This is a genomic window from Kitasatospora sp. NPDC022856 (assembly GCF_055561235.1).
Genome location: NZ_JBVHHE010000033.1, coordinates 1 through 19,115, shown reverse-complemented (window position 1 = coordinate 19,115; position 19,115 = coordinate 1). Strand labels below are relative to the sequence as shown.

Sequence of the window (19,115 nt, the reverse complement as noted above, 5' to 3'; positions counted from 1 at the left end):
TTCCGCCGAAGGGGCGGGTGCCCGGTCCGGGCACCCGCCCCTGGCGCGCAACACGGGTGGACGACAAGAGGGGTGGCAGGGTGTCCGTAGTCAGGTACCGGAAGGCGGCCGCGACGGTGGCCGCGCTCGCGGTGCTCGGCGGTCCGCTGGCCGCCCCGGCCCACGCGGACGGGCCCGGCATCGCCGCCGCCGGTGACTGCGCCAAGGACGCCCAGAACGTGCAGGCCGTGCCGTGGTCGTTGCAGCGCATGGTGCTCGACGAGCTCTGGCAGGGCGGCACCGTCACCGGTGCGGGGGTGACCGTCGCGGTCATCGACACCGGGGTCAACGACCAGAACCCCCAGCTGGCGAACCGGGTGGTCGACGGCGGCTCGCTGTTGAAGGACAAGGACAAGAAGAAGGTCGAGGGCACCGGCAAGGACGACCTCGTCGGCCACGGCACCAAGGTCGCGGGCATCATCGCGGCCGGCCACTACGACCAGACCGGCTTCGTCGGCATCGCCCCGGACGCCGGCATCCTGTCGATCCGGCAGAACGACGCCGAGGGCAACGGTGACGTCTACACCCTGGTCGAGGCGATCTACATCGCGATCCAGCGGGGCGTCAAGGTCATCAACATCTCGCAGGACGTGCGCGGCGCCGGCAACGCCGACTTCGGCGGCTACGCGGAGCTGAAGGCCGCCGTCGAGGCCGCCGAGGCCAAGGACATCGTGGTGGTCGCCTCCTCCGGCAACGACGGCAAGGAGGGCGACACCTACCCCGCCGCGTTCCCGACCGTGCTCGCCGTCGGAGCCTCCGACCGCAACAACGAGCGGGCCCCGTTCTCCCAGTACGGCGACTTCGTGGACGTCGTCGCGCCCGGCGTCGACATGCTCTCCACCGTCCCCCGGGGCGGCCAGTGCGTGGACAACGGCACCAGCTTCGCCGCGCCCTACGTCGCCGGCCTGGCCGCGCTGCTGCTCGGCGCCCACCCCAGGTGGAAGCCGGCGCAGGTGCGCGCCCGGATCGAGCAGACCGCGCAGCGCACCGGGCACGAGGCGAACGCGTACATCGGCTGGGGCGTGGTGGACCCGGTGAAGGCCGTCACCAAGGCACCCGAGGACCCGCCGTACAAGGCGAAGCCGGACGAGCCCGTCCAGCTGGCCGCCGCCCCGATCGTGCCGCAGCCGCTCGGCCTCGGCGAGACCCAGGCCGACCGCGACGGCCGCACCGCGACCTACGTCCTGGGCGTCGGCGCCCTGCTCGTCGCGCTGCTCATCGGCGGCGGCGTGGTGCTCCGCGACCACCGCCGGCGCCCCACGGACTGATCCGGAGCCTTCTCCCCGCCGCGAGCCTGCGCCGGCCGGTCGGCCCGCGTCCGACCGGCCGACCCCGGGGTGGCCGGCGCGTGCGGAACGGCGGTGCCCGGACCAGAGGGGGAGTGGTCCGGGCACCGCCGTGTGGGGGAGGGGTGGGGGTCGGGGGGCCCCGCCGGGGTCAGGCCTGCTGGTCCTCGGGCAGGCTGATCACCCAGCGGGTCTCCTGCCGGGGCCGCAGGTAGAAGAGCCAGTAGAGGGTGGCGGCGGCGGTGATGCCGCCGGTCCACAGCAGGGGCACGGTGTCCAGCTGGGTGATGATGTAGACCAGCACGACGATCAGGACCACCGGGACGGCCGGCCAGAGCGGCATCCGCCAGGCGGTGGCGTGCTTGTGCCGATCGCGGCGCGACAGCAGCGCGGCGATCGCGACCAGCAGGTACATCCCGGTGACGGCGACGCCGGTGATCTCGCTGAGCAGCTCGCCCTTGACGAAGCAGAGCGCGGCGCCCGGCAGGCCCACGGCCAGCGTGGCCACCCACGGTGAGCCGAACCGGCCCAGGGTGGAGAAGGCCTTGTTGACCGGCTCGGGCCAGGCCTTGTCGCGTGCCGAGGCGAACAGCACCCGGGAGTTCTGGATGACCATGACGATGCCGGCGTTGATGATCGCCAGCGCCACGCAGAGGCTGATGAAGGTGCCGACGGCGGAGTTGCTCCACGCGGTGACCATGCCGGAGATGTCGCCGGAGGTCAGGGTGGCCAGGTCGGGGGCGCCCATGGTGATCGCGGTGACCGGGATCAGGATGACCGCGGCGGAGATGCCGAGGGTCCACAGCACGGTGCGCGAGACGTTGCGGCGCGGGTCCTCCAGTTCCTCGGAGAGGTAGACCGCGGTGGAGAAGCCCTGGGTGATGAAGAGGGCGATGCCGAGCGCGCCGACGATGGCGCCGATGCTCACCGTGGTGGTGGCGCCGCCGTCGCCGGCGACCACCCCGTGCAGCAGGCTGGGCGCGTCGCCGTTGGCGTGGGCGAAGCCGAGCACCGACACCACACCGGCGGCGACGACCTCCAGGACCAGGAAGACGCCGGTGATCCAGGCGTTGGCGCGCAGGTCCAGCAGACCGGCCAGGGTGGCGGCGAGCATCACCGCGGCGCCGGCGATCGGCTTGTCGACGTGCAGCACCGGGGCGAGGTAGTCGGCGGTGCCGAGGGCGATCACCGAGGGGACGATCAGCACCACGATCAGCGAGAGCACGAAGACCAGCCAGCCGGCCAGTCGCCCGGCCAGGGTGCCGACCATCGCGTACTCGCCGCCGGCGCTGGGGATCAGGGTGCCGAGTTCGGAGTAGCAGAAGGCGACCGCGATGCAGAGCACCGAGCCGATCGCGATGGCCAGCGCGGTGGCGCTGCCGATGCTGGAGAACAGTTCCGGGACGATCACGAAGAGCGTGGAGGCCGGGGTGACGCAGGACAGCGTGAGCAGGGTCCCGCCCACGACGCCGATCGAGCGCTTGAGCGTCTGGGGGGAGGCGGCGCCCTCGGCCGCCGTAGTGGGGGCTACGGCGTGTGGCGGGCGAAGCGTGTCGGTCATGTGGCTTCCGATCGGCTCTGTGCGGTCCTGGAGAGGGAGCGGTATCGCCTCCGCTGGCTTGCTGCTGTGGGGTTCTGGTCCTTCGCTCCCGGGCCGTCATGGAACCCTGGCCGTAATGACTGCGTCAATGCCGGAAATGCTTCGGAATCCGTTGCGAAGGTGGGCATAAACATGCGATCCGATGATCACCGACGGTGATTGTCACGCATGTCCGACTTGTTACCTCTGCCACATCGCGCTTGAATCCAAGGTGAACGGAGCATTGCGTGCGCTCATTCCAAGGCTGATGACCGGCTCGGAGAAGGTCGCCCAGGCGGCTTCCCGGCGCCGGTCACCGCCCGCCCGGGGTGCGGGAACCGCAGCCCAGGGCCGGAAAGATCTCCATAACGTTTCAGCACGTGGACGCGGAAGGGGCCGGGCTCCTCGGAACCCGACCCCTTCCCTCACTTTCCGTCACCGCCACCGGGGGCGGCCGCTCCCGCTACGCCGACGGCAACCAGCCCGTCTGCACCATCTGCCCGCTGGTGATCCGACGCGAGACGAACACGCCCCGGCCCGGCGGCAGCGGCTGCGGCTTGACCGTGCCCAGCAGCGCGCCCTCGTCCTTGTTGCCGGAGAGGATCACGCCCTGGCCGCCCAGCTCCCGCATCCGCTGCATCACCGGCTCGTAGAGCGAACGCCCGGCGCCGCCCGCGCTCCGCGCGATGATCATGCGCAGGCCGATGTCCCGGGCGAACGGCAGGAACTCGGCCAGCGGCGCCAGCGGGTTCCCCGAACCGGTCGCCACCAGCTCGTAGTCGTCCACGATCACGAACATGTCCTTGCCGCTGTACCAGCTGCGGTTGCGCAGCTGGTCGGCGGTCACGTCCGGACCGGGGAGCCGGCGCGAGCAGGCCCCGCGCAGCATCTCCACGATGCTGGTCATGGCCGGCTGCGCGGCCGCGTACTCGACCAGGTACTCCTGCGGCACCGCGCCGAGCAGCGCGCGCCGGTAGTCGCCGACCACGATGCCGGCCTGGTCCGGGGTGTACCGCTCGGTGATCTGCTTGATCAGCATCCGCAGCGTCGCCGACTTACCGGACTCGGTGTCGCCGAAGACGATGAACAGCGGGTCCGTCTCGAAGTTGACGAACGCCGGCGCCAGCTCGACCTCGTCCACGCCGAAGGCGACCCCGCGCTCCGGGTACTCGAAGCCCTTCGGCAGCGAGTGGCCGTCCAGCACCGCCGGCAGCATCCGGACCTGCGGCGCGCGCGGGCCCGTCCAGGCCGCGTCCACGGCGGCGACCAGCGCGGTCACCCCGTCCTGGAGGTCGTCCACCGAGGACGAGCCGTCCAGCCGGGGCAGGCCGGAGAGGAAGTGCAGCTTGCCGGAGGTGACGCCGCGCCCCGGCAGGGCCGGGATGTTCTGCGCCACCCGGCGGTCCACCTCGGACTCCATCGCGTCACCGAGCTTGAGCTCGGTCCGGTTCTGCAGCAGGTCCTTCAGCGCCGGGCGGACCTCCGCGTAGCGGGCCGCCGTGATGATCAGGTGGACGCCGTACCCGAGACCGCGCTGGGCGACGTCCCCGATCACCGGCTCCAGCATCTCGAACTCCTGCTTGAAGGTGTTCCAGCCGTCGATCATCAGGAAGACGTCGCCGAACTGCTCGTCCGGCAGCTGACCGCTGGCCCGCCGGGCCCGGTAGGTGGCGATCGAGTCGATCCCGGTCGCCCGGAACAGCTCCTCGCGCCGGTTCAGCACCCCGTGCACCTCGCTGATCATCCGGCGCACCTTCTCGGCGTCCAGACGGCCGGCCACCCCGCCGACGTGCGGCAGGCCCTGCAGCGACTGGAAGCCGCCGCCACCGAAGTCCAGCAGGTAGAACTGCGCCTCCAGCGGCGTGTGGGTGAGCGCGAACCCGGCCACCGTGGTGCGCACCAGCGTCGACTTGCCGGACCGCGGGCCGCCCACGATCAGACCGTGACCGGCCGCACCCGAGTAGTCCTGGTGCAGCACGTCGCGGCGCTGCTCGCGCGGCCGGTCCACGATGCCGACCGGCACGTTGAGCCGGCCCAGCGCGCCGAAGCCCGGCGAGGTGAGACCGCGCTCCGCGGTCGCCTGCAGCGGCGGCAGCAACTGGTCGACGCTGGGCGCCTCGTCCAGCGGCGGCAGCCACACCTGGTGCGCGGCCGGGCCCTGCCCCGCCATCCGCTGCACGAAGACGTCCAGCACGGTGTCGACCAGCGCGTCGTCCTGCTCCACGACCTCCGGCTCCACCTCCTGCACCGGCGGCTCCAGCACCGGCACCTCGGCCGCGGTGAACAGCACCGGCTGCGCCGTCACCAGCCGCCCGCCGGTCGACCGCTGCTGCCCCGGCGCCCGGTAGGGCCCCGAGACGTACGCGGCCTTGAACCGGTCCATCACGTCGGTGCCGAACTTCAGGTAGCCGACACCCGGCACCGGCGGCAGGTGGTACGCGTCCGGCACGCCGATGGCCGCCCGCGACTCGGCCGCCGAGAAGGTGCGCAGACCGATCCGGTACGACAGGTAGGTGTCCAGACCGCGCAGCTTGCCCTCCTCCAGGCGCTGCGAGGCCAGCAGCAGGTGCACGCCCAGCGAACGGCCGATCCGGCCGATCTGGATGAACATGTCGATGAAGTCCGGCTTCGCGGTGAGCAGCTCGGAGAACTCGTCGATGATCAGCACCAGCGAGGGCAGCGGGTCCAGCGCCGCACCCGCCGCGCGCGCCCGCTCGTACTCGTTGAGGTTGGCGTAGTTGCCGGCCGAGCGCAGCAGCTCCTGCCGGCGGTTCATCTCGCCCTCGATCGCGTCGCGCATGCGGTCGACCAGGGTGAGCTCGCCCTCCAGGTTGGTGATCACCGCCGAGGTGTGCGGCATGTCCGCCATCCCGGCGAAGGTCGCGCCGCCCTTGAAGTCCGCGAGGACGAAGTTCAGCGTCTCCGAGGAGTGCGTCATCGCCAGGCCCAGCACCAGGGTGCGCAGCAGCTCCGACTTGCCGGAGCCGGTCGCGCCGACGCAGAGGCCGTGCGGGCCCATGCCTTCGAGCGCCGCCTCCTTGATGTCCAGGTAGACGTGCTCGCCGCCGGCCCCGACGCCGATCGGCACCCGCAGCTTCTCGTGCTGCGCCCGCGTCCGCCAGCTGCGCGTCACGTCGAACGAGCCCGGGTCGCCCGAGTTCATCAGCTCGGTGAAGTCCAGGTTGGACAGCAGCGGTTCGTCGTCGCCGCCGGCCGAGATCCGGTACGGCGCCAGCTGCCGGGCCAGGGCCTCGGACTGCCAGGTGGAGAGCGTGTCCGGGGTGCCGGAGTACGTCGCGCCGGAGGCCGAACGCAGCACCAGCTCGTCCGGGGTCACCGTCACGATCAGGTGGCCGGTCGGCTCGTCCAGGTCGCCCGGGACCACCTCGACGATGGTCACCCCGTGCACGCCCTCGGCGCCGGCCAGCAGCGAGTCGTGCGGGACGGACGCGCCGTCCATCACGACGATGATGTGCGGCTGGTCCGAGGACGGCGCCGCGTCGCGCACGAAGCGCTGGCGCCCCGCCAGTTCGTCCTGGAGCAGGTACTCCAGCTCACCGAGGCCGGTGGCGATCAGCCGGCGCGAACCCGCGCCGTCGCTGTCCTTGCGGTGCTGGTTGTGCGGGAGCCACTTGGTCCACTCCCACTCCTCCACCGCGCCCGGCGCCGCGGCCACCGTCACCAGCAGGTCGTCCGGCGAGTGCAGCGTCGTCAACTGGGCGATCATCGCCCGGACGTTGCCGTACACGGTGTCCGGGTCGCCGCACACCGTGATGTGGTAGAAGGCGCGCAGCGAGACCGCCAACGGCAGGTCCTGCAGCGTGCCGTGGGCCTTGAGGAAGGTGTGCATGGCGGCCGCGGCGAGCGGCTCCAGCTCCTCCATCGGCGCGGTCTGCGGCGCCACCAGCGGGGTCGACAGCTGGACCGGCCCCCGGCCGACCCGGATCTGGGCGAAGTCGGCGTCCCCGGTGCGGCGTTCCCAGAGCCGGCGGCCGTCCGCGACGATCGACCAGAGCTGGTCCGGCTCCGGGTTCAGGAACAGCTGCGCGCCGCGCTGGCGCTCCGCCGTGCGGCGGACCTGGCGGCGCATCTGCTGCAGGTACTTCAGGTAGTCGCGCCGCTCGTCGGCGGTGGCGGTGGAACCGCCCTTGCGCGCCCGCACGATCTGCGCCAGCGCCATGCCGACGGTCGAGACGACCATCAGGCCGCCCATGATCTTCATCGGGGCCTGTGCGCCGGGCGAGAAGAAGAACACCGCCGACCCGCCCATGCCGAGCATCGGCAGCAGGCTCATCATCCAGTCCTCGCCGCCCGACCGGGGCAGCTCGGGCGGGGTGACCAACTCCACCGGTTCGTCCGGCACCGCCGGGGGATAGGCCCGCGCGGGGCGCTTGACCGTGATCACGCTCATACGCACCCCACCCCGCGGTTTCGAACGGTCTGATCGTTCACTTCGGCATCAGCCCTCACGCAAACTGGATACGTACGGGTGAGGGCGCCCCGTGTGACGCCGCCCCCGCTCCGCCGACCGCAGGCACCCGGGGAGGAGCGCGGCCCCTGCCCCCGTCGCCTTGCGCAGGGGCCGATCCTACTGGGGCGCGTTCCGGCGGATCAGCCAGGGCGGCCCCGTGGTGCCCGGGGCCCCGCCGGCCGCCGTTCCACCGGCCCCTGCGCGCCGGTGGGCCGGAACGGAACGGGTAGGGTAACGCCGCGCCAACTCATGGCCGGATCGAGTCAGTTCCAGCCCCGACCGGCCCGCGCCAGCAGCCAGCAGGAACCGCCGCCGGTACAGCGGCACCGTCAACAAGGGGGAGCGCCCAGTGCGTCGAGCGATCGAGGGGTGCGCAGTGAGCGAGCGGAACGAGCCACTCGTCAGGGAAGCGCGCCGTTCCCGGCACGCGTCGAGCGTCCGCGAGGTGGGGGCATGAGCACCTCCGCCGCGACCGGCTTCTGCCGCGTCACCGTCGTCGCCCCGGACAGCCGGATCGACGTCGCCCTGCCCGAGGACGTCCCGCTCGCCGACGTCTACCCCGAGGTGCTGCGGCTCTCCGGGCAGACCCAGCCCGACGGCGCCCCGACCGGCTTCCACCTGGTCCGCCGCGACGGCACCGTGCTCGACAGCGGTCTGCCGCTCGCCGCGCAGCAGGTCCGCGACGGCGACCTGCTCAGCCTGCGCCCGTTCGCCGAGTCGCTGCCGCCGGCCGTCTACGACGACGTCGCCGACGCCATCGCCACCGCCGTCGAGGCCGACCGCCGGTTCTGGAGCCCCGAGTTGATGCGGGCCTTCGGCCTGATCGGCGCCGGCGTGCTGCTCACCCTGCTCGGCTTCGCGCTCTGGTTCTCCGACCTGCGCCACGACATGCACGGCCTGCCCGGCGTCCTGTCCGGCGTCATCGCCGTCGTGCTCACCGCCCTGGCCGGCGTCCGCGCCCGGGTGTACCAGGACGCCTGGGCCGCGCTCGCGCTCGGCCTCGGCGCGCTGCCGCACGCCCTGATCGGCGGCAGCGGCCTCATCGCGGTCGCCCACCCGTGGGACGGCCCGGGCCGGCTCCAGTTCCTCACCGGCTGCGTCGCCGTCCTGGTGGTGGCCGTCCTGCTGGTCGGCCTGCTGCCGGAGAAGGACTCGCTGTTCGTGGCCGCCGCCTTCGTGTCCGCCGCCGGCGCGCTGGCCACCTTCGCGGCCGTCCTGCTGCCGTCGACCCCGGCCAACCACATCGCCGCGGTCACCGGCGTCGCCGCCGTCGCCGTGATCGGCTTCCTGCCCGGCCTCTCCGCCCGGTTCGCCCGGCTGCCCGTCGGCTTCAGCGCCCCCGGCCAGACCCGGACCCGCAGCCGGGACTACGACGAGGAGGCCGGCCGCGCCGAGGCCGTCCAGTACGAGCGCATCGCCCACCAGGCCCGCCGCGGCCACGAGGTGCTGGTCGGCCTGGTCGGCGGCTGCGCCGCGGTGATCGTCGGCACCTGCGCCGTCCTCGGCTTCACCGACGAGCTCTTCCCGGAGCTGCTCGCCCTCACCCTCGGCATCGCCACCATGCTGCGCGCCCGGCTGTTCCGCTACACCGCGCAGGTCTTCAGCCTCACCATCGCCGGCCTGTTCGGCCTGTCGCTGCTGATCGTCGGCCTCTCGCTGCACACCCCGCTGTTCATCCTGAAGGCCGCCAGCTCCACCGACGTGGACCTGCGCACCATCTGGCTGGCCACCTCGATCGCCTTCGGCGCCGCGGTGCTCACCGCGATCGCCCTGGTGGTGCCCCGGCTCGGCGTCTCGCCGTTCTGGGGGCGCATCCTGGACCTGGTCGACAGCCTCACCCTGATCGCCCTCGTCCCGCTGGCGCTGGGCGTGCTGGAGGTCTACGGCCTGGTCCGCGGTGCCACCGGCTGACCGGTCGCACCGGGCACACTGGTACGCTTGCCCTTCGAGTGCAGCAGGGTGTCCGCCCCTCGCGGGTCGCCGACCGCCGGCCGCACTCAGTCACGACACCGAGTTCTCGCAGAGTCCTGTGCCGTAGACCAGGCCCGCTCGGTACCACCTCAAAGGAGTTGCAGTGGCTCTCGCCTCTGACGTCAAGAAGCAGATCTTCGCCGAGTTCGGCCAGAAGGAGGGCGACACCGGCTCCCCCGAGGTCCAGGTCGCCATGCTCTCGCGCCGCATCTCGGACCTGACCGAGCACCTCAAGGCCCACAAGCACGACCACCACTCGCGTCGTGGCCTGCTGATCCTGGTCGGCCAGCGCCGCCGCCTGCTGCAGTACCTGGCCAAGAAGGACATCGAGCGCTTCCGTACGCTCGTCGACCGCCTGGGCATCCGCCGCGGTGCCGCCGGTGGCGCCCGCTAAGACCGCCGCTCGGGGCGGCTCCCCACACCGGGGGAGCCGCCCCTCGCGCGTATGCCGCGGTCGCCGACCCGCGACCCGGCACCGCATAACAACTCGCGCGCACCTCCCCTGGTGGCCGAGGATTGCACCGTAGGGTTGTGGGCATGCCGGGTGATGGCGCGACACCGCGCCACCCGGGCGAAGGACCCCGACCCCCCGCGGGACGAAGGCTTCAAACGGAAGCCGCCCGCATCCGAGAGAGCGTCCAGACGCGGACCGCCCGCCCCGGCCCGGCAGCCGAGAGGCGCCGGTCCTCGGTAGTGGCCGCCGGAAGCCCCGCAGACCGAGCGGGGCCCACCGGAGGCTTCGATCGAAGACCGGCCCGACTGCCTTCCTCTGCGCAAGAGCGCACGAGGGCCCCGGGCCACCGGCAGCGATGCGCGGGGGCGCTCTCCCGGAGACGTACGAAAGAGGAGATCTTCCAGGTGGAAGAGAACGTGTTCTACGCCGAAGCCGTGATCGACAACGGTTCCTTCGGCACCCGTACCATCCGCTTCGAGACGGGCCGCCTGGCCCGTCAGGCCGCCGGCTCCGCCGTGGCCTACCTGGACGACGACACCATGGTGCTGTCGGCCACCAGCGCCTCCAAGCAGCCGAAGGAGCACTTCGACTTCTTCCCGCTGACCGTGGACGTCGAGGAGCGGATGTACGCCGCCGGGCGCATCCCCGGCTCGTTCTTCCGTCGCGAGGGCCGGCCCTCCGAGGACGCGATCCTCACCTGCCGCCTGATCGACCGCCCGCTGCGCCCGTCCTTCGTCAAGGGCCTGCGCAACGAGATCCAGGTCGTCGTCACCGTGATGGCGCTCAACCCCGACCACCTGTACGACGTGGTGGCCATCAACGCCGCCTCCGCGTCCACCCAGCTGGCGGGCCTGCCGTTCTCCGGCCCGATCGGCGGCGTCCGCGTCGCGCTGATCAAGGGCCAGTGGGTGGCCTTCCCGACCCACTCCGAGCTGGAGTCGGCCGTCTTCGACATGGTCGTCGCCGGCCGCGTCCTGCCCGACGGTGACGTCGCGATCATGATGGTCGAGGCCGAGGCCACCGACAAGACCATCAAGCTGGTCGAGGGCGGCGCCGAGGCGCCGACCGAGGACGTCGTCGCCGCCGGTCTGGACGCCGCGAAGCCGTTCATCAAGGTGCTCTGCGCCGCGCAGTCCCAGCTGGCCGCCCAGGCCGCCAAGCCCACCGGCGAGTTCCCGGTCTTCCTGGACTACCAGGACGACGTGCTCGCCGCCCTGACCGCCGCGGTCAAGGACGAGCTGGCCCAGGCGCTCACCATCCCGGGCAAGCAGGAGCGCAACAACGAGCTGGACCGCGTCAAGGCGATCGCCGCCGAGAAGCTCCTGCCGGAGTTCGAGGGTCGCGAGAAGGAGATCAGCGCCGCGTACAACGCGCTGACCAAGAAGGTCGTGCGCGAGCGCGTCATCAAGGACAAGGTCCGCATCGACGGCCGCGGTGTCACCGACATCCGCACCCTGGCCGCCGAGGTCGAGGCCATCCCGCGCGTCCACGGCTCGGCCCTGTTCGAGCGCGGCGAGACCCAGATCCTGGGTGTCACCACGCTGAACATGCTGCGCATGGAGCAGCAGCTGGACACGCTCTCCCCGGAGACGCGTCGCCGCTACATGCACAACTACAACTTCCCGCCGTACTCGGTCGGCGAGACCGGCCGCGTGGGCTCGCCCAAGCGCCGCGAGATCGGCCACGGCGCGCTGGCGGAGCGGGCGATCCTGCCCGTGCTGCCGACCCGCGAGGAGTTCCCCTACGCGATCCGCCAGGTCTCCGAGGCGCTGAGCTCCAACGGCTCCACCTCGATGGGCTCGGTCTGCGCCTCCACCATGTCGCTGCTGAACGCCGGTGTGCCGCTGAAGGCCGCCGTCGCCGGTATCGCCATGGGCCTCATCTCGCAGGAGATCGACGGCGAGACGCACTACGTCGCGCTGACCGACATCCTGGGCGCCGAGGACGCGTACGGCGACATGGACTTCAAGGTCGCCGGTACCCGCAACTTCATCACCGCGCTGCAGCTGGACACCAAGCTGAACGGCATCCCGGCCTCCGTGCTGGCCGCCGCGCTGAAGCAGGCCAAGGACGCCCGCCTGCACATCCTCGACGTGATGAACGAGGCCATCGACGCGCCCGACGAGATGTCGCCGAACGCGCCGCGCATCATCACCATCAAGATCCCGGTGGACAAGATCGGTGAGGTCATCGGCCCCAAGGGCAAGATGATCAACCAGATCCAGGAGGACACCGGCGCGGACATCACCATCGAGGACGACGGCACCATCTACATCGGTGCGGTCGACGGTCCCTCGGCGGAGGCTGCCCGTACGACGATCAACCAGATCGCCAACCCGACCATGCCGGAGGTCGGGGAGCGCTACCTGGGCACCGTGGTGAAGACCACGACGTTCGGCGCGTTCGTTTCGCTCATGCCGGGCAAGGACGGCCTGCTGCACATCTCGCAGATCCGCAAGCTGGCCGGTGGCAAGCGCGTGGAGAACGTCGAGGACGTGCTCGCCGTCGGCGCCAAGGTCCAGGTCGAGATCGCCGAGATCGACCCGCGCGGCAAGCTCTCGCTGATCCCGGTCGTCGAGGGCGAAGAGGGTGGCGAGGCCGCTTCCGAGTGAAGCGCCGCTAGCCCCCCGGTTCGATAGAAGCGGCCGCGGCCCGCACGCCCCGTCGGCGTGCGGGCCGCACCCTGTTGTTGCACATGCTTTCTACGGAGGTACACCCCGTGGCCCAGGCCTCGGCGGCGAAGCAGCGCCCCGGCACCACCCGGACCCTGCTCAAGGGCGTGGACGGCGCCGGCACGGTGCGCCGCACCGTCCTCCCCGGCGGCCTGCGGGTCGTCACCGAGACCCTGCCGACGGTGCGCTCCGCGACCTTCGGCATCTGGGTCGGAGTCGGTTCGCGGGACGAGACCCCCCAGCTCAACGGAGCCACGCACTACCTGGAGCACCTGCTCTTCAAGGGCACCGAGCGGCGCAGCGCGCTGGACATCTCGGCCGCCCTGGACGCGGTCGGCGGTGAGATGAACGCCTTCACCGCCAAGGAGAACACCTGCTACTACGCCAGGGTGCTCGACACCGACCTGCCGCTCGCCATCGACGTGGTGTGCGACATGCTCACCGGCTCGCTGATCCGCCCGGAGGACGTCGAGGCCGAGCGCGGCGTCATCCTGGAGGAGATGGCGATGGCGGAGGACGACCCGGGTGACGTGGTGCACGACCTCTTCGCCAAGGTGATCTTCGGTAGCGGCCCGCTCGGCCGCCCGATCCTCGGCACCCAGGAGACGGTCAACGGGCTCACCCGCGACCAGATCGCCGGGTTCTTCCACCGCCGCTACAAGCCCGAGCACCTGGTCGTCGCCGCGGCCGGCAATCTCGACCACCGCAAGGTGGTCCGCCAGGTCGAGAAGGCCTTCGCGGCGCTGCTGGCGCGCTCCGGGGCCGAGCCCGCCGAGGCCCGCCGCGGCGTCAAGGCCGTGCGCACCGCCGGCAAGGTCGAGGTGCTCAACCGCTCCACCGAGCAGGCCCACCTGGTGCTCGGCGTGCCCGGGGTGCCGCGCCACGACGAGCGCCGCTGGGCGATGGGCGTGCTGAACGCGGCACTCGGCGGCGGGATGAGCTCGCGGCTGTTCCAGGAGGTCCGGGAGAAGCGCGGCCTGGCGTACTCGGTGTACTCGTACTCGTCCTCCTACGCGGACAGCGGCCTGTTCGGCATCTACGCCGGCTGCCAGCCCAAGCGCGTCGAGGAGGTGCTGCGGATCTGCCGCGAGGAGCTCGCCAAGGTGGTCGCCGACGGCATCACCGAGGAGGAGCTGCGCCGGGCGATCGGCCAGATCTCCGGCTCCACCGTGCTCGGCATGGAGGACACCGGCTCCCTGATGAACCGGATCGGCAAGGCCGAGCTGAGCTACGGCCACCACCTCTCGGTGGACGACATGCTGGCGAGGATCGCGGCCGTGACCCTGGACGACGTCCACGCGGTGGCCCGTGATGTGCTGGGCGCGCACCGGCCTTCGCTGGCGCTGATCGGTCCGATCAACGACAAGCGGGCCGCCCGGCTCGCCGACCTGCTGGTCTGAAGGGACTTCTCACCATGACGCTGCGTGTCGCCGTGATCGGCGCCAAGGGCCGGATCGGCTCCGAGGCGGTCAAGGCCGTCGAGGCCGCCCCCGACCTGGAGCTGGTCGCCGCCCTGGGCCGGGGATCGGACCTCGACGAGCTGACCCGGGCCGGGGCCCAGGTCGCTGTCGAGCTGACCCACCCCGACTCGGTGATGGCCAACCTCGACTACTGCGTCCACCACGGCATCCACGTCGTCACCGGGACCACCGGCTGGGACGACGCGCGGCTGGGCGAGCTGGAGGGCTGGCTGATGCCGGGCGGCGAGCCGCGGCCGCTCGGTGTGCTGGTCGCGCCGAACTTCTCGCTGGGCGCGGTGCTGGGCATGAAGTTCGCCCAGACCGCCGCCAGGTACTTCGAGTCGGTCGAGGTCGTCGAGCTGCACCACGACCGCAAGGCCGACGCGCCGAGCGGTACGGCCACCCGGACCGCGCAGCTGATCGCCGCGGCCCGCGCCGAGGCCGGCCGCCCGCCGCAGCAGGACCCGACCACGCACAGCCTGCCCGGTGCCCGCGGCGCGGACGTGGACGGGATCCCGGTGCACGCCGTCCGGCTGCGCGGTCTGCTGGCGCACCAGCAGGTGATGTTCGGCGACACCGGCGAGACCCTCACCATCCGGCACGACTCGCTGCACCACAGCAGCTTCATGCCGGGCATCCTGCTCGGGGTGCGCAAGGTCGTCGAGAACCACGGTCTCACCGTGGGCCTTGAGAACTTCCTGGACCTGTGAGCGACCGGTGACCTCCCGTACCGGTTTCTTCGTCCTCTCCGGCGTGCTGCTGCTGGTGGCCCTGGTCTGCGTCGGCGAGGGCGTCCAGCTGATCGCCACCGGCAAGCCGCTCGGCATCGGCCTGGGCCTGTGCGCCTTCGTCGTCCCGCCGATCGGGGTCTGGTTCCTGCGCCAGACCGTCCGCTTCGGCCGGGCCAGCGAGCGGCTCGCCCGCGAGCTGGAGGCCGAGGGCGGCCTGCCGGTGGACGAGCTGAAGCGCACCGCCGGCGGCCGGATCGACCGGGACTCGGCCGACGCGGTGTTCGCCCGCCGCAAGGCCGAGGCGGAGGCCTCGCCCGGCGACTGGCGGGTCTTCTTCCGCCTCGCGGTGGCGTACGCCGACGCCGGCGACACCCCGCGCGCCCGTAAGACCATGCAGCACGCGATCCGGCTGCACCGCACCAACGAACCCGCAAGGAGTACCGCGTGACCGACGAACCCACCGCCCCCAGGTTCCGCAGCGATGTCACCGTGGAGCTGGTCCGCAGCTCCGCCGCCGACTCGGACGTCATCTGGGCGGCCCGGGTCTCGACGGCCGGGGAGCAGTCCCTGGAGGCGTTGCAGCAGGACCCGGAGAAGTCCACCGGTCTGATCAACTACCTGATGCGGGACCGGCACGGTACGCCGTTCGAGCACAACTCGATGACCTTCTTCATCAGCGCGCCGATCTTCGTCTTCCGGGAGTTCCACCGCCACCGCAGCGGCTGGTCGTACAACGAGGAGTCCGGCCGCTACCGCGAGCTGCAGCCGGTGTTCTACGTGCCCGGGGAGCAGCGCAAGCTCGTCCAGCAGGGCCGCCCGGGGCGCTACGAGTTCGTCGAGGGCACGCCGAAGCAGTTCGACGTGGTCGCCGAGCAGATGGAGGCCGCCTACCAGGGGGCCTACCGGGCGTACCAGGAGATGCTGGCGGCCGGTGTCGCCCGCGAGGTGGCCCGGGCCGTGCTGCCGGTCGGCCTGTTCTCCTCGATGTACGCGACCTGCAACGCCCGCTCGCTGATGCACTTCCTGTCGCTGCGGACCAAGAAGGAGAACGCCGCGGTGCCGTCGTTCCCGCAGCGCGAGATCGAGATGGTCGCCGAGCAGATGGAGGAGCAGTGGGCCCGGCTCATGCCGCTCACCCATGCGGCCTTCGAGAAGCACGGCCGGGTCGCCCCCTGACCTGGGGAGACAGGCATATGGGCGGCTTGCCTGGCATGTCTGGATTGCGGCTTTTCTAGCCGCTCCCTACGCTCGTGACACGGATTCCGGTGCTGCGTGAACCCCCGAGCATGCAGCACCGGAATCCCATCTTTGTGCCGCTCCGCGCGCCACACCTGTCCGAACCCTGGACCGGCCTGGGTACCGCCCCACCGCCTACGAGTAGTTTTGGACGCATGGCTCCGACCTCCACCCCCCAGACGCCGTTCGGCCGGGTCCTGACCGCGATGGTGACCCCGTTCACCGCTGACGGCGGGCTCGACCTCGACGGCGCCCAGCGCCTCGCCGCACACCTCGTCGACGCAGGCAACGACGGCCTCGTCCTCAACGGCACCACCGGTGAGTCCCCGACCACCAGCGACGCCGAGAAGGCCCGGCTGGTTCGCGCCGTCGTGGAAGCGGTGGGGGACCGCGCCCACGTGGTGGCCGGTGTCGGCACCAACGACACGCACCACAGCGCCGACCTCGCCCGCCAGGCCGAGGCGGCCGGGGCCCACGGCCTGCTGGTCGTCACGCCGTACTACAGCAAGCCCCCGCAGGAGGGCCTGTACCGGCACACCACGCACATCGCGGACGCCACCGGCCTGCCGGTCATGCTCTACGACATTCCCGGCCGCAGCGGTGTCGCGCTGAGCCACGAGACGCTGGTCCGGCTCGGCGAGCACCCGCGGATCGTCGCCAACAAGGACGCCAAGGGCGACCTCGGCGCCGCCGCCTGGGCCATCGCCCGCTCCGACCTGGCGTGGTACTCCGGCGACGACATCCTCAACCTGCCGCTGCTCTCGGTCGGCGCCGTCGGTGTGGTCAGCGTGGTCGGGCACGTGGTCGCCGCGGAGCTGCGCAGCATGCTCGACGCCTACCTGGGCGGGGATGTGGCCAAGGCCACGGCGATCCACCAGAGCCTGCTGCCGGTCTTCAGCGGTATGTTCCGCACGCAGGGTGTCATCCTCACCAAGGCGGCCCTGGAGCTGCAGGGCCGGCCCGCCGGCCCGCTCCGGCTGCCGCTGGTCGGCGCGACTTCCGAGGAGATCGCGCAATTGAAGAAGGATCTCGCCGCCGGCGGGGTACACCTGTAACAGACAAGACGTGCGCGCCCCGGCTCGCCGGACCTCCCAGGAGGGCCGCCGCTGGACCGGAACGAAGGCGTGAGAGTACTTACCCAGTAGGAAACCGACACTGAGTACGCACGCCATATGTCTCTCGGGGAGGACCCCAGGCATATGGCGTGCGTCGTGAGGAGAGTCTTTTGAGCCACCCGCATCCCGAACTCGGCGCGCCCCCGGCCCTCAAGGAGGGCGCCCTGCGCATCACTCCGCTCGGCGGCCTCGGCGAGATCGGCCGCAACATGACGGTCCTCGAATTCGGGGACCGCATTCTCATCGTCGACTGCGGGGTCCTCTTCCCCGAGGACGAGCAGCCCGGCGTCGACCTGATCCTCCCGGACTTCAGCTACATCCGGGGCCGGCTCGACAAGATCGACGGCATCGTGCTGACCCACGGGCACGAGGACCACATCGGTGCCGTCCCGTTCCTGCTCCGGGAGAACCCGGACATCCCGCTGATCGGGTCGAAGCTCACCCTGGCGCTGATCGAGGCCAAGCTCGCCGAGCACCGCATCCACCCGTACGTGCTGGAGGTGAAGGAGGGCGACCGCGAGCGGATCGGCCCCTTCGACTGCCAGTTCATCGCGGTCAACCACTCCATCCCGGACGCGCTGGCCGTCGCCGTGCGCACGCCCGCCGGCATGGTGGTCGCCACCGGTGACTTCAAGATGGACCAGCTGCCGCTCGACGGCCGCCTCACCGACCTCCCGGCCTTCGCCAAGCTGGCCGAGGAGGGCATGGACCTGCTGCTGGTGGACTCCACCAACGCCGAGGTCCCCGGCTTCATCCCGCACGAGCGGGACATCTCGGCCGCGTTGCGGAACGTCTTCGCCAACGCCGACAAGCGCATCATCGTCGCCTCCTTCGCCAGCCACGTGCACCGCATCCAGCAGGTGCTGGACGCCGCGCACGAGTACAAGCGCAAGGTCGCCTTCGTCGGCCGCTCGATGGTCCGCAACATGGGCATCGCCCGCGACCTCGGCTACCTGAAGGTCCCCGGCAACCTGGTCGTCGACGTCAAGCAGCTGGACGACCTCCCGGACAAGGAGGTCGTGCTGATCTGCACCGGTTCGCAGGGCGAGCCGATGGCGGCGCTGTCCCGGATGGCCAACCGCGACCACCAGATCCGCATCGTCGAGGGCGACACCGTCATCCTGGCCTCGTCGCTGATCCCCGGCAACGAGAACGCCGTGTACCGGGTGATCAACGGCCTGACCCGCTGGGGCGCCAAGGTCGTGCACAAGGGCAACGCCAAGGTGCACGTCTCGGGCCACGCCTCGGCCGGCGAGCTGCTGTACTTCTTCAACATCTGCAAGCCGCGCAACCTGATGCCGGTGCACGGCGAATGGCGCCACCTGCGCGCCGCCGCCGACCTCGGCATCGCGACGGGCATCCCGAAGCACCGCACGGTCATCGCGGAGGACGGGGTCTGCGTCGACCTGGAGAACGGCGTCGCCCGCATCGTGGGCAAGGTGCAGGCCGGCTACGTCTACGTCGACGGTTCGTCCGTCGGCGACATCACCGAGGCGTCCCTGAAGGACCGCCGGATCCTCGGCGAGGAGGGCTTCATCTCGGTCTTCGTGGTGGTCGACTCCACCAACGGGAAGATCGTGGGCGGTCCGACCATCCAGGCCCGCGGTTCCGGCATCGACGACAAGGCGTTCGCCCCGGTGACGGCCAAGCTCCAGGAGGCACTGGACCGCTCGGCGGGCGACGGTGTCCTGGAGGTCCGCCAGGTCCAGCAGCTCGTGCGCCGGACCATGGGCAAGTGGGTGGCGGACAACTACCGCCGCCGGCCGATGATCCTGCCGGTCGTCGTCGAGGTCTGAGCCTCCCCACGGCCAGTTTGACGTGGGGCGACCCGGTGCGTAGTGTTCTCCGGGTTGCCCCACGGGACGGCCTGCCGGAAGTTCTCGAACGAAATTCGAGAACAACAGGCGGAAAACGGCCCGAAAAACTCTGCTAGAGTTCGGGGGCGCCGAAAGGCAAAAGCCGGTCAGGTAAATGAAACTCCGAAAAACGGAGCGGAAAACATCTGATAAGCTGGAAACACGAAAGAACGAAGCGCCCGGAGGGCCCGCTGGAAGGCGGTCCGAAGGAAGTGTCCGTTCCTTGAGAACTCAACAGCGTGCCA

At 71.2% G+C, this 19,115-nt stretch carries 12 protein-coding genes; 10 read left to right on the top strand and 2 right to left on the bottom strand.

The features are described 5' to 3' along the window. Nucleotides 1–80 precede the first annotated feature (80 nt). Nucleotides 81–1,307, top strand: a complete 1,227-nt coding sequence (gene mycP, locus ACZ34W_RS30605; RefSeq protein WP_465608735.1) for a type VII secretion-associated serine protease mycosin — start codon at nt 81–83, stop codon at nt 1,305–1,307. Between the two features lie 169 nt (nt 1,308–1,476). On the opposite strand, the gene ACZ34W_RS30600 is transcribed toward mycP, so the two are convergent. Continuing rightward, complete coding sequence (locus ACZ34W_RS30600) at nt 1,477–2,886, bottom strand: APC family permease (protein WP_465608733.1); 1,410 nt, start codon at nt 2,884–2,886, stop codon at nt 1,477–1,479. A gap of 481 nt (nt 2,887–3,367) precedes the next feature. Continuing rightward, on the bottom strand, nt 3,368–7,315 hold the full coding sequence (gene eccCa / locus ACZ34W_RS30595) for a type VII secretion protein EccCa (protein ID WP_329487698.1): 3,948 nt from the start codon (nt 7,313–7,315) through the stop codon (nt 3,368–3,370). Between the two features lie 513 nt (nt 7,316–7,828). On the opposite strand from eccCa, the gene eccD reads away from it, so the two are divergent. From eccD to ACZ34W_RS30550, 9 genes are all read left to right on the top strand, one after another. Further along, nucleotides 7,829–9,286, top strand: coding sequence for a type VII secretion integral membrane protein EccD (gene eccD / locus ACZ34W_RS30590; RefSeq protein ID WP_329487697.1), 1,458 nt, complete (start codon nt 7,829–7,831; stop codon nt 9,284–9,286). A gap of 163 nt (nt 9,287–9,449) precedes the next feature. Further along, nucleotides 9,450–9,740 carry a 30S ribosomal protein S15 gene (rpsO, locus tag ACZ34W_RS30585; RefSeq protein WP_030397713.1) on the top strand — a complete coding sequence of 97 codons (291 nt, stop codon included), beginning with the start codon at nt 9,450–9,452 and terminating at the stop codon, nt 9,738–9,740. A gap of 464 nt (nt 9,741–10,204) precedes the next feature. Then, nucleotides 10,205–12,412, top strand: coding sequence for a polyribonucleotide nucleotidyltransferase (locus ACZ34W_RS30580; protein WP_329487696.1), 2,208 nt, complete (start codon nt 10,205–10,207; stop codon nt 12,410–12,412). An 83-nt stretch (nt 12,413–12,495) separates the two neighbouring features. After that, nucleotides 12,496–13,872: a M16 family metallopeptidase gene (locus tag ACZ34W_RS30575; RefSeq protein ID WP_396491716.1), complete on the top strand. Its 1,377-nt coding sequence runs from the start codon at nt 12,496–12,498 to the stop codon at nt 13,870–13,872. A 14-nt stretch (nt 13,873–13,886) separates the two neighbouring features. Further along, complete coding sequence (gene dapB, locus ACZ34W_RS30570; RefSeq protein WP_329487694.1) at nt 13,887–14,642, top strand: 4-hydroxy-tetrahydrodipicolinate reductase; 756 nt, start codon at nt 13,887–13,889, stop codon at nt 14,640–14,642. Nucleotides 14,643–14,649: 7 nt separating this feature from the next. Then, nucleotides 14,650–15,111 (top strand): tetratricopeptide repeat protein, encoded by a 462-nt coding sequence (locus tag ACZ34W_RS30565; RefSeq protein WP_329487693.1) that lies wholly within the window; start codon nt 14,650–14,652, stop codon nt 15,109–15,111. Beyond that, complete coding sequence (gene thyX, locus ACZ34W_RS30560; protein WP_465608729.1) at nt 15,108–15,839, top strand: FAD-dependent thymidylate synthase; 732 nt, start codon at nt 15,108–15,110, stop codon at nt 15,837–15,839. The genes ACZ34W_RS30565 and thyX overlap by 4 nt, the downstream gene beginning before the upstream one ends. Nucleotides 15,840–16,054: 215 nt before the next feature. Beyond that, nucleotides 16,055–16,954, top strand: a complete 900-nt coding sequence (gene dapA / locus ACZ34W_RS30555) for a 4-hydroxy-tetrahydrodipicolinate synthase (RefSeq protein WP_329487691.1) — start codon at nt 16,055–16,057, stop codon at nt 16,952–16,954. A gap of 170 nt (nt 16,955–17,124) precedes the next feature. Then, nucleotides 17,125–18,810: a ribonuclease J gene (locus ACZ34W_RS30550; RefSeq protein WP_465608726.1), complete on the top strand. Its 1,686-nt coding sequence runs from the start codon at nt 17,125–17,127 to the stop codon at nt 18,808–18,810. The last annotated feature ends 305 nt before the right edge of the window (nt 18,811–19,115 follow it).

Coding starts and splice junctions, on each gene's coding strand:
- ACZ34W_RS30600 (WP_465608733.1), bottom strand. CDS start 2,886: ATGACCGACACGCTTCGCCCGCCACACGCCGTAGCCCCCACTACGGCG.
- eccCa (WP_329487698.1), bottom strand. CDS start 7,315: ATGAGCGTGATCACGGTCAAGCGCCCCGCGCGGGCCTATCCCCCGGCG.
- eccD (WP_329487697.1), top strand. CDS start 7,829: ATGAGCACCTCCGCCGCGACCGGCTTCTGCCGCGTCACCGTCGTCGCC.
- ACZ34W_RS30575 (WP_396491716.1), top strand. CDS start 12,496: ATGCTTTCTACGGAGGTACACCCCGTGGCCCAGGCCTCGGCGGCGAAG.
- dapB (WP_329487694.1), top strand. CDS start 13,887: ATGACGCTGCGTGTCGCCGTGATCGGCGCCAAGGGCCGGATCGGCTCC.
- dapA (WP_329487691.1), top strand. CDS start 16,055: ATGGCTCCGACCTCCACCCCCCAGACGCCGTTCGGCCGGGTCCTGACC.